The sequence below is a fragment of the Massilia agrisoli genome (assembly GCF_020831365.1).
Taxonomy (GTDB): domain Bacteria; phylum Pseudomonadota; class Gammaproteobacteria; order Burkholderiales; family Burkholderiaceae_D; genus Telluria_A; species Telluria_A agrisoli.
Map to the genome: position 1 here is coordinate 179,391 of NZ_JAJHPV010000010.1, position 11,270 is coordinate 190,660.

Sequence of the window (11,270 nt, forward strand, 5' to 3'; positions counted from 1 at the left end):
CTCTATTTTTGTAAGAACATGACGTCGCGCGGCAGCTGCAGCAAATGCTGGCCGCCGTCGACGAGTAAAGTGGTGCCGGTGACGGCGCGCGCCGACGCTGCGTAGCAGACCGCGTCGACGATGTCTTGCGGGGTGCTGGAGCGGCCCAGCGGCGTGGCCTGGTGCGCCTTGGCGAAGCCGGTGTCGGTCTGGTCGCCCGACACCATCGTCAGGCCGGGGGCGATGCCGACCACGCGCACCGTCGGCGCCAGCGCTTGCGCCAGCATCGTGGTGGCCGTGTGCAGCGCCGATTTCGACAGCGTGTACGACAAAAAATCCGGGTTCAGATTGTACAGTTTCTGGTCCAGCAGGTTGATGACGACCGCTTCGCCGCCCTCCGGCGTGGCGGCGTGCAGCGCCTGCGCCAGCAGCAGCGGGGCGGTCAGGTTGGCCTGCATGTGCGCAGCCAGCAGGGCCGGCGAAAAACTGGTCGGGTTATCGTATTCGAACAGCGATGCGTTGTTCACCACGCAGGTCACCGGCCCCAGTTTTTCGAACGCGCGCGCCAGCAGGCCGCGCACCTGCGTTTCGTCCGCGAGGTCGCATTGCAGCAGGGCGGCGCGCTGGCCGGCTGCGCCCACGGCGTCAAAGGTTTCCCGCGCCTCGGTTTCCGAGCCGCGGTAATGGACAGCCACGTCCCAGCCTGCTTTGGCGAGCCCGAGCGCGATCGCGCGCCCGATGCGCTTGCCGGCGCCGGTTACCAGCGCAACCTTGCGCGCCGGCGTGGTACTTCCAGAAGTTTGCATAAATTGTTGATCCAAGCTGTTATGGCTACAATGCCGGGATGACCTTACCCGCTCCCGACAGCGACGCGCTGGCCGCGTCCCACGCCTTGCAAAACCAGATCGCCGCCGACATCGCCGCGAATGACGGGGCGATTTCGTTCGCGCGTTTCATGGAGCTGGCCCTGTACGCGCCGAACCTCGGCTATTACAGCGGCGGTGCGGCCAAGCTGGGCGAGGCGGGCGACTTTACCACCGCGCCCGAGATCACTTCGCTGTTCGGCGCCACGCTGGCGCAGGCGGCAGCCGCTATTATCGCCCAAAGCGCAGCTAATATCCTCGAATTCGGGGCTGGCACCGGCAAACTGGCGCGCGACGTGCTCACCGCGCTACACCAGGCGGGTGTCGCGGTCGACCACTACTATATTGTCGAATTGTCGGGCGAACTGCGCGCGCGCCAGCAGGAAGCGCTGCGCGACTTCCCGCAGGTGCGCTGGCTGGACGGTTTCCCGGACTCCTTCAGCGGCGTGGTGCTGGCCAACGAGGTGCTCGATGCGATGCCGGTGGAGCTGGTCAAAAAGACTGCGTCCGGCTGGGTTGAGGTGATGGTCACCATCGACAACGGCGCCTTTGCCTACCTTGAGCGCGAACCGTCCGCATCGCTGGCGGCCCACATCGCCGCACAGATTCCCGATGCCGACCAGCTGCCCGACGGCTACCTGACCGAGGTGCACCCGGTCGCAGCAGGCTTCATGGCCTCGCTGGCGCGCATGCTCGGCAAGGGCAGGGGCGCCGCCTTCCTGTTCGACTACGGCTTCCCCGCGCACGAATACTATGTCGGCCAGCGCGAGACCGGCACCGTGATGTGCCACTACCGCCACCACTCGCATCCCGACCCGTTTTACCTGCCTGGCCTGCAGGACATCACCGCCCACGTCGACTTCACGGCCATGGCGCTGGCCGCCCAGGACAATGGCGTGGATGTCCTCGGCTACATGAACCAGGCGGCATTTTTGCTGGGTGCGGGCATCGGCGAATTGCTGCTGCGCACCAGCCCGGACGATGCGATGCGCTACCTGCCGCAAGCGAACGCGGTGCAAAAGCTGGTGTCGCCGGCCGAGATGGGCGAGCTGTTCAAGGTGCTGATCGTCGGCCAGGGTGTCACGGTGCCCGAGGCAATCGTGCGCGCCGACCGCAGCCACCGGCTGTAGACTTTATAGCATCTTGCGCACAGGATACAATCACGGCTATGCTCCCGGGCCGGGCAGAGCGCCGCATCGGCTATTATGAAGTGAACAGCATTGCCTGAACCTTAAGCCATGGCCAAGATCCACACACACTACGACAACCTGAAGGTGGCGCGCATGGCGCCGCAGGAAGTCATACGTGCGGCGTACAAGGCCCTGAGCCAGAAATACCATCCCGACAAGAACCCGGGCGACGAGAAGGCCGCCCGCATCATGGCGATCCTCAACAGCGCCTACACCATCCTTTCCGACCCGATACGCCGGCGCGAGCACGACGAATGGATCGCGGCGGAGGAGTGGGAAATCGAATGGCTGGAGAGCACCCGCACCGAAGAGGGGCGAGACCGCCACCGCAACGACGGGCCCGACAGCGCCTGGGAGCCGGAACCGGTGGAAGCGCCGGCGCGGCCCTACCGCATCGCGCGCGACCCGCGCTGGTGGGCGGGGCTGGGGGCGTTTTTCGTGGCCGGCTGCGCCGTCGGCGTCCTGCTCACCAGCCAGCCCAAGCTGATGCCGGTGGCGCTGGCCTCGAAACTGGCGCCGGCCCCGGAAATCCGGGTCGACACCAAGGCTGAGACGGGCGTGGCGCTGGCCGAGGCCAAGCCCGACACGGCGGTGGACACCTGGGCCTCGGCGCCGCCGCCTTCGCCGGAAGGGCCGATGCGGGCGCCGGATGTCAAGGCGCTGGCGGTCACCCAGCTGGTGGTGCCGGCGCGCACCCCGGATTGCGAATCGGACCTGTATACCCTGGTGGCGCCCAACGGCGAGCCGTGGCCGAATGCTTCGGGCTATGTGGAAGGCTACCCGGTGGGCAACCGCGGGGAAGAGATGCAGGTGCTGGTCGACAACACCGCCAACAGTTCGCCGGTGTTCGTCAAGGTGTATGACCTCGACCGCCGCTCGAATGTGCGCCACGTCTACGTGCTGGCGCACGAGACGATGACCATCGAGAAGCTATCCGCAGGCAAGTATGAAGTGCGCTACCAGAACATCGAGGCGGGCGGCAGCCAAGCCGAATGCCTGGGCCGCAAGCGCGGGCTGCGGCAGGCCGCCTCGGACCCCGAGATCTAGCACCGTCGTTGCCGCGAAGGCGGGAACCCATACCTGCCAGGCACGGGATGGGATTTCGCGACGCCACTGCTGCTACGGGGTATGGGTTCCCGCCTGCGCGGGAATGACGATCAGGTGGCCAGGTTTTCGATCAGGCCCATCTCGCCCGACGACATCAGCTTGTCGATGTCCATCAGGATCAGCATGCGCTCGTCGATCGTGCCCAGGCCCGTGATGTAGTCCGAGTTGAAGGCGGTGCCCATCTCCGGCGCCGGCTTGACCTGTTCCGGGGTCAGGGTCGTCACGTCCGACACGCTGTCGACCACCATGCCGACGATGCGCCCGCCAATGTTCAGGATGATCACGACGGTGAACTGGTCGTACACCGGCTCGCCCAGCTTGAACTTGATGCGCATGTCGACCACCGGAATGATGATGCCGCGCAGGTTGATCACGCCCTTGATGAATTCCGGCGCGTTGGCGATGCGGGTCACCGCTTCGTAGCCGCGGATTTCCTGCACCTTCAGGATGTCGATGCCGTATTCCTCTTCGCCCAGCTTGAACGCCAGGAACTCGCGCACGGGCGCTTCCTTGGAAGACGTCGAATTTTCTTGCATTTTTGTATTCCTTGTAGAGATTGCTGCCGCCAGTGTGGCTTGTAGCCGTCACCCGGCGGGCTTTTTGCGCTGTTGCGGGAACGTAACTACAGTATTTTCTTCCCCTGCCGTAATATACTCCGAAGCCGCGCTTCCACCCTACTGCCGGCCGCTGCGGAGTTGCTTGATGGATACAAAATGAATGAACTTGAAGGACTCTCCGCCCTGATTATCGAACCGCATTCCGGCATGCGGGCGAGTATCCACAATATGCTGAACCAGTGCGGGGTGACCCGCATCGACCACGCCGGCAGCGCGAACAACGCCGTCAAGCACCTCGGGCTGAAGAGTTTCGACATGGTGCTGTGCGAATATGACCTCGAAGGCGGGCAGGACGGCCAGCAGTTGCTGGAAGACCTGCGCCACCACAAGCTGATTTCGCTGTCGACGATGTTTTTCATGGTCACGGCCGAGGGCAACCACGGCAAGGTGGTCAGCGCCGCCGAGCTGGCGCCGACCGACTACATCCTCAAGCCGTTCACCGCAGACCGCCTGCTCGACCGCATCCTGCGCGCGCTGGCCAGGCGCAATGTGTTCATGCCGGTCTACCAGCTGATGGAAGAGGGCGCCCAGCGCGAGGCGATCGAGGCCTGCATCGCCGGCGAAAAGGCGCACCCGCGCCATGCGATCGACTTCCTGCGCCTGCGCGCCGAGCTGCACATGTTCCTCGGGGAGCCGGCCGAGGCCGAGCCGATCTACCAGCAGCTGATCGACGCCAAGGCGATCGCCTGGGCCAGGCTGGGGCTGGCCAAGACGCTGTTCATGCGCGAGCGCTTCCCGGAGGCGCGCGGCATCCTCGAAAACCTGGTCGACACCAACAAGAGTTTTGTCGACGCCTACGACTGGCTGGCCAAAACCCACGCGGCGGCGGGCGCCCTGGCCCAGTCGCAGGCCGTGCTGGCCGACGCGGTGGCGGTGTCGCCGCATGCGGTACGGCGCCTGCGCACCCTGGGCGAGACGGCGATGGAGGCGGGCGACAGCGAGACTGCCGAAAAAGTGCTCAAGCAGGTGGTGGCCAAGGCCAAGTACTCGGAATTCCGCGATCCGGAAGACCATGTGAAGCTGGTGCAGGTACTGGTCAAGCGCGGCGACCCGGAGCAGGCCTCGGCCGTCATCCGCGACCTCGACCGCTCGATGGGCGGGCGCAAGAACACGGCGGCGTGCAGCGCGGTGGCGTCCTGCCTGGTGCATGAGCACACCGGCGACGGCAAGCGCCTGGCCGAATCGCTCGACGCGGCGCTGGCGGCCAGCAAGGACGCCCCCGGCCTGTCGTCGCATGTGAAGATGGAGCTGGCGCGCAAGTGCCTGCTGCATGACAGGGTAGACGGCGCGGCCGAGGTGATGCGCGACGTGATGCGCAATTCGCCCGACAACGCGGCGATGGCGCGCGCCATGAGCGTGTTTGAACAGGCCGGCCGCGGCGAACTGGCGCTGGCGCTGGCCCAGGAGGCGCGCCAGGAAGTGGTCGACCTGGTTGCGCAGGGCGCGCTGCGCGCGCAGCAGCGCGACTTCCGTGGCGCGGTCGAGCTGATGACCGAAGCGGTCGCCAAGCTGCCGGACAATCCGCAAGTGGTGTTCAACGCCGCCGTCGCGGTCCTCAAATGCCTCGACAACGAGGGCTGGGACGAACGCCTCGGCAAATCGGCGCAGCAGCTGATCGGCGCGATGCGCCGCCTCGACCCGGTCAACCCGAAACTGCCGGCGCTGGCCGGCCTGCATCAGCAGATCCTGAAAAAATACGACAAGGGCGCGCGCATCAAGGCGTGACCCAGGTCCCTTCGATATTGGCATTCATGGCAAGCGCAATTCCTCCTCCCCCGTCGGCCAACGATACGCGCCGCGTGCGCGCAGCCTTGATGAACAAGGTGTGCGGCGACGAGAACATGTTCGCGCTCGGCACCTCGATCGCGCGCGTGGTCCAGATGGCGTCGTCCGACGACCATGGCGCCCACGACCTGGCCTATTACGTGCTGTCCGACGTGGCGCTGACCCAGCGCATCCTGCGCCTGTCGAACACGATTACCTACCGCACCGCGTCCGGCACGGTGGTCACCACGGTGTCGCGCGCCATTTCGCTGCTCGGTTTCGATACGGTGAAAACGGCGGCGCTGGGCATGCTGCTGGTCGACGCGCTGTCCAACAGCGCCCACGCGCAAAGCGTGCGCATCGAGCTGGAAACGTCGCTGTGCGCCAGCCTGGTCGGGCGCGAAATGGCGCGCCACAGCGCCTACCAGGGCGCCGAGGAGGCGTCGATCGGCGCGCTGTTCAAGAACCTGGGGCCGCTGCTGGTCGCCTCGCACGAGCATGGGCGCTACCGCGAGATCAATGCGCTGGTCGCGGCCGGCAAGCACACCATCGGCCAGGCCTCGCAAGAGGTGCTGGGCTGCAGCTACGACGCGCTGTCCGAGTCGGTGCTGGCCGAATGGAAGATCCCCGACGTGATCGTGCGTTCGCTGGCGCCGCTGCCGTCGGGCGCCCTGAAATCCGCGTCGAACCGCGGCGAGTGGATGCGCCAGGTGGCGTCGTTCAGCATGGACGTGTCGCGCCTGATGGCGCGCTCGTCCGACCCGGCCGGCAGCGACGCGGCGCGCGCCTTGCTGGTGCGTTTCGGCCCGGCGCTGAACATCGACGCCAGCCGGCTTGCCGAGCTGTTCACGGCCGTGGACCGCGAGATGACCAATATGCTCGAGAGTATGAACATGGAGCCCCAGCCCAAGCCCGACCCCGAGGCCGGCATGGGCCTGCCAGGCGTGCTGGCGCTGGCCAGCATGGATGCGGGCGAAGACGAGCCGCCCGGCCGCTACCCGAGCGGCAAGCCGTATAACGCGCGCGAACTGCTGCTGGCCGGGGTGCAGGATGTGACGCAGATGCGCGCGTCGGGCCAGGCGCGCCTGAACGAGATGATCCTGGCGGTGCTGGAGACCTTGTACCGCAGCCTGGGCTTCCGCTTCGCCACCGTGTGCCTGAAGGATGCCAAAAGCGGCCAGTACCGCGCGCGCGTGGCGTTCGGCGAGGACGACGAAGTGCGCAAGGCCGGCTTTGTGTTCCCTGCGGTGTCCGCGCGGGACGTGTTCCACCTGGCGATGGAGAACGGCGCCGACCTGGTGATCTCGGACGCGGCCGCACCCAAGATCCGCGAACTGCTGCCGGCGTGGCACCGCAAGCTGCTGCCGGACGCGCGCAGCTTCATCGTGCTGCCGCTGGTGGTCGGCAAAGTGCAGCTTGGCCTGTTCTACGCCGACCGCGCCGAGCCTGCGCCCGAGGGCATCGCGCCCGACGAGACCGCGCTGGTCAAGGCCCTCAAGGGACAACTGCTGGCCGCGCTCTCGCCTCCTGCATAAAGCTGCGGAACTGGTCGGCCGGCATGGGCCGCGCAAACAGGTAGCCCTGCGCCTCGTCGCAGCCGCGCGAGCGCAGGAAGCTGCTCTGGTAGGCTGTCTCGACGCCTTCGGCCACCACGGTCAGGCCCAGCGAATGGGCCAGGCCGACGGTCGCCGTGACGATGGCGGCGTCGTTGGCGTCGGTCTCGATGTCGGTGACGAAGCCGCGGTCGATCTTGATGCGGTCGATCGCAAACAGCTTCAGGTAGCTGAGCGATGAATAGCCGGTGCCGAAATCGTCGATCGCCACATGGATGCCGCGCTCGCGCAGCTGGCGCAGCAGGCCGCGGGTCGATTCCGGGTCGCGCATCGCGGTCGATTCGGTGATCTCCAGTTCGAGCAAGGCCGGGTCGATGCCGGCGCGCGCGATCAGCTGGTCGAGGCGCGGCAGCAGTTCGCGGCCCTGCACCTGGCGCGCCGACAGGTTGACCGCAAGGCGCAAGGTCTCCATGCCGTCGCGGCGCCATTCGGCCAGCACCTCGATCGCGCGCACCAGCACCCAGTCGCCAACCGCGTGGATCAGGTTCGATTCTTCGGCGATCGGGATCACCCGCCCCGGCGCCACCATGCCGAGCTCCGGATGGTGCCAGCGCAGCAGCGCTTCGGCGCCGACCACCTCGCCGGTATCGAGCGACACCTGCGGCTGCAGGTACAGCTCGAACTGCTTCTCGCCAAGGGCCAGCCACAGGCGGTTTTCCATCATCACCCGTTCGTGCGTGGCCGCGTTCATCGCCTGCGAGAAGAACTGGAAGTTGCCGCGCCCCTCGCTCTTGGCCGCGTACATGGCGGTGTCGGCGTGGCGCATCAGGGTCTCGGCGCTGTCGGCGTCGCCGGGGAACATCGCGCAGCCGACGCTGGCGCCGCTGTGGACGATCTTGCCGCCGATGTCGTAGGGCGTGGCCAGCGACTGCACGATGCGCACCGCCACCGCGCCGACCAGCTCGGGCGTGAGCTCGCCCTCCATCACCACGATGAACTCGTCGCCGCCGAGGCGCGCGATGACGTCGACGTCGCGCAGCAGTTCCCTGAGCCGCTGCGCCACCGCGACCAGCAGCATGTCGCCGGCCTGGTGGCCCATCGAATCGTTGATCTTTTTGAAGTGGTCGAGGTCGAGGAACAGCAGCGCCACCGAATGGTCGTTGCGGCGCGCCTGCGCCAGCAGCTGTTCGAGGTGCTGGGTCAGCGACAGCCGGTTTTCCAGCCCGGTCAGGGTGTCGTGGTGGGCCAGGCGGTGGATGTGCTCCTGGGCGCGGCGCTGCTCGGTCAGGTCATGGATCACGCAGACAAACATGTCTTCTCCGGCCAGCGGCACTTCGCTGACCGAGATCGACAGCGGGAAGCGGGCGCCGGTGCGCGCCACGCCGGCCAGTTCGCGCTCGCTGGCGTCGCTGCGCGCCAGGCGCAGCAGCACGCTGTGCACGTCGCCCTCGGGCAGGTCGAGCAGCCGGTCAAGGCCCATGCCGGGCAGCTGGTCGGGCGCATGGCCGAACAGCACGCCGGCGGCCGCATTGCCCGACAACAGCTTGCCGCTGTGGTCGACCGTGATGATGGCGTCGGCCGCGTTGTCGAGGATGGCTTCGAGGCGCGCTTCGCGCTCGCGCAGCCGCGCGGTGCTGTCGCGCACCTGCGCCTTGATCTGGGCGCGCTCGCCGCTGACCACCAGCAGCAGCGCGCCCAGCAGCCCGGTCAGCAGCAGGCCGCCGGTCAGCACGAACCAGCTTTGCCAGCCGGTATTGGCCTGCAGGTAGGCCGGCGTGGGCGCCAGCCGCAGCAGGTAGGAGCGTCCGCCGAAGCTCAGCTGCTTGCGGTAGTCCACCTCGCGCCATGAGCGCCCGATGCTGTCGAGCATGGGCGTCGGTGCGGCGCCAGGTGTGGTGTCGCTGAAGGCAGACAGCAGCTCGGGAAACGCCGCCTGCTGCAGCGCTTGCGCGAGGTGGCGGTCGATCTCGACGGTCAGCACCAGCACCCCGGGTGGCGGCCCCGGCTTGCCCTGGGCGGCGGCAACCTGCAGCAGGTGGATGGCCAGGGTGCGGCCCTGGCTGACCCGTACCGGCGCGGTGGCGACCGGCTGGCCGGTGGCCAATGCGCGCCCGAGCGCTTCGGCGCGCCTGGGCTCGGACATGAAGTCGCGCCCGAGCATCAGCGTGCGGGCGTCCGGCTCGACCACCAGGGCAGGGTAGTAGACCGGGCGGCGCGCGGCAAGGTGCGGGACGCTGTCCGCGCCCACGTCGATGATCGTGAACGGCGAACGGTAGAAGCTGCTGGCCCAGTTTTCCAGCGCGTCGCGCTCGCGGTCGGGAACCCGCGGCAGCCAGCCCATGGCCAGTACTTCCGGGCGCTGCATCAGGTAGGTGCGGGCGGCGGGCGAGAAGCCGCGCGGCGCGACGGTGGCGCCCGTGGTGTCGAGCGCGCGCGCCATCGCGCTGAGGAAGCGTTCATGTTCGGCCAGCGCCGACTGGGTCAGCTGGCCGACCTCCTGCGCCTTCATGCGGAAAGCCTGCAACTGCTGCGCCTGCTCCCATTCGAGCGACTGGCGGTAGATGCCGATGAAGGCGCCGGCGGCCAGCACCAGCGGCACCGCCACCAGCGCGCGGCGGCGCCGCCACAGCGCGCGCGGCTCGCCCGCCACCACCCACGCCAGCGGCGCGGCCACCAGCACGCCGGCGGTGTCGCCCACCCACCAGGTCAGCCAGGCGGCGCCGATGGCGTCGTGCGGCAGCACGTCCATCCAGGCCAGCGCCGACAGGCCGAGGCTGGCGCGCAGGCAGCACACCAGCGGCGCCATCAGCAAAAAGCGCATCACGTCGCGCCCGGACGCGATGGCCGGATCGAGATGGCGCCGCACGATGGCCGCGCCGACCGCGGCCTGGATGACGGCGGCGGCGGCCAGCAGCACGGCCGGCAGCACGCCTGGCGGGCCGATCGGCGGCGCGCCGGGGTAGGAAAGCGGCAGCCCGAGCATGACCGCGGCGACGGCCAGCCCCGGCAGCAGGCGCCAGCCGGCGCTGGCCAGTACCGCGATGCCGATGCCGGCCGCGGGCGACAGCGGCGACGCGTAGCCCGGCGGAATCGCCAACAGCAGGCCCAGCCATCCCGCGGCCAGGTAGGCGATGGCGAACCACAGGTTTGCGGCCAGCAAGCGGCGCCACGGTAAGGCGGGTGCGTTCACGTTCTCGTTCCTGCAAAATCGCGCTGTGGCCTTTGCGCCACGTTCCGCGGGCAATATTTTTTACCGGCGAAACAGTCGCCGGCGCGAAAAAAACATGCCACAACAAACTACTCTTGCGCTCTTGCAGCCGGTGCGGTTACAATCACGCCCCGAAGCAAGACGACAGCGAAAGCGCGGAAAACATTCCGCAAATTTTGTTGACAATGTTTTGACCTTGCTTCATACTCTGCGGTTCCTCGCGGAGGGGTGGCCGAGTGGTTAAAGGCGACAGACTGTAAATCTGTTCTCTATGAGTACGCTGGTTCGAATCCAGCCCCCTCCACCAAGATATTGTAGGAAAATTGTTGGCGGTGTGAAGTACCTCGCGGGTGTAGCTCAATGGTAGAGCAGAAGCCTTCCAAGCTTACGACGAGGGTTCGATTCCCTTCACCCGCTCCAGTGATTCTGCAATGCACGAGTTACATCGCAACATAATAGCCCTTTTAGCTCAGTGGTAGAGCACTCCCTTGGTAAGGGAGAGGCCACGTGTTCAATCCACGTAAAGGGCACCAGAATTCAGTATTCGGGTAAGTCAGCAGTAAATTCAAATCGGACAGTCAGGCTGGGCGTCACAAGGCGTGCCTGGGTAATCTTAAAAAATCGTTAGGAGTCTAAAATGGCAAAAGGTAAATTCGAACGGACCAAGCCGCACGTCAACGTCGGTACCATCGGACACGTTGATCACGGCAAGACCACCCTGACGGCTGCAATCGCTACCGTTCTGTCGAAGAAATTCGGCGGCGAAGCAAAAGCTTACGACCAGATCGATGCAGCACCAGAAGAAAAAGCACGCGGCATTACCATCAACACCGCACACGTCGAGTACGAGACCGCAAACCGTCACTACGCGCACGTTGACTGCCCAGGCCACGCCGACTACATCAAGAACATGATTACCGGTGCAGCGCAGATGGACGGCGCGATCCTGGTTTGCTCGGCAGCTGACGGCCCAATGCCACAGACCCGCG

At 66.6% G+C, this 11,270-nt stretch carries 8 protein-coding genes and 3 tRNA genes; 8 read left to right on the plus strand and 3 right to left on the minus strand.

All coding sequences use genetic code 11. The features are described 5' to 3' along the window. Positions 1–2: 2 nt before the first annotated feature. Positions 3–785, minus strand: a complete 783-nt coding sequence (locus LMJ30_RS07300; RefSeq protein ID WP_229431676.1) for an SDR family oxidoreductase — start codon at positions 783–785, stop codon at positions 3–5. Positions 786–823: 38 nt separating this feature from the next. Between LMJ30_RS07300 and LMJ30_RS07305 the strand changes: the two genes are divergently transcribed. Together LMJ30_RS07305 and LMJ30_RS07310 are read left to right on the plus strand one after the other, a co-directional pair. Next, the gene (locus tag LMJ30_RS07305; protein WP_229431677.1) at positions 824–1,972 is read left to right on the plus strand and encodes a class I SAM-dependent methyltransferase; all 1,149 of its coding nucleotides are present in this window, start codon (positions 824–826) and stop codon (positions 1,970–1,972) included. A 108-nt stretch (positions 1,973–2,080) separates the two neighbouring features. After that, the gene (locus tag LMJ30_RS07310; protein WP_229431678.1) at positions 2,081–3,079 is read left to right on the plus strand and encodes a J domain-containing protein; all 999 of its coding nucleotides are present in this window, start codon (positions 2,081–2,083) and stop codon (positions 3,077–3,079) included. A 110-nt stretch (positions 3,080–3,189) separates the two neighbouring features. On the opposite strand, the gene LMJ30_RS07315 is transcribed toward LMJ30_RS07310, so the two are convergent. Continuing rightward, on the minus strand, positions 3,190–3,675 hold the full coding sequence (locus tag LMJ30_RS07315; protein WP_229431679.1) for a chemotaxis protein CheW: 486 nt from the start codon (positions 3,673–3,675) through the stop codon (positions 3,190–3,192). 177 nt (positions 3,676–3,852) lie between these two features. On the opposite strand from LMJ30_RS07315, the gene LMJ30_RS07320 reads away from it, so the two are divergent. Next, the gene (locus LMJ30_RS07320; RefSeq protein WP_229431680.1) at positions 3,853–5,481 is read left to right on the plus strand and encodes a tetratricopeptide repeat-containing response regulator; all 1,629 of its coding nucleotides are present in this window, start codon (positions 3,853–3,855) and stop codon (positions 5,479–5,481) included. 26 nt (positions 5,482–5,507) lie between these two features. Then, on the plus strand, positions 5,508–7,055 hold the full coding sequence (locus LMJ30_RS07325) for an HDOD domain-containing protein (protein ID WP_229431681.1): 1,548 nt from the start codon (positions 5,508–5,510) through the stop codon (positions 7,053–7,055). Here the strand turns inward: LMJ30_RS07325 and LMJ30_RS07330 are convergent. After that, positions 7,015–10,263, minus strand: coding sequence for an EAL domain-containing protein (locus LMJ30_RS07330; protein WP_229431682.1), 3,249 nt, complete (start codon positions 10,261–10,263; stop codon positions 7,015–7,017). The genes LMJ30_RS07325 and LMJ30_RS07330 overlap by 41 nt on opposite strands. 240 nt (positions 10,264–10,503) lie before the next feature. On the opposite strand from LMJ30_RS07330, the gene LMJ30_RS07335 reads away from it, so the two are divergent. The 4 genes from LMJ30_RS07335 to LMJ30_RS07350 all read left to right on the plus strand — a co-directional run. Further along, a tRNA-Tyr gene (locus LMJ30_RS07335) sits at positions 10,504–10,588 on the plus strand. A 39-nt stretch (positions 10,589–10,627) separates the two neighbouring features. Beyond that, positions 10,628–10,701, plus strand: a tRNA-Gly gene (locus LMJ30_RS07340). A gap of 38 nt (positions 10,702–10,739) precedes the next feature. Beyond that, positions 10,740–10,814: transfer RNA gene (locus LMJ30_RS07345), tRNA-Thr, on the plus strand. Between the two features lie 104 nt (positions 10,815–10,918). Beyond that, positions 10,919–11,270: GTP-binding protein (locus LMJ30_RS07350; protein ID WP_229431683.1), on the plus strand; the 352-nt coding region annotated here is incomplete at its 3' end.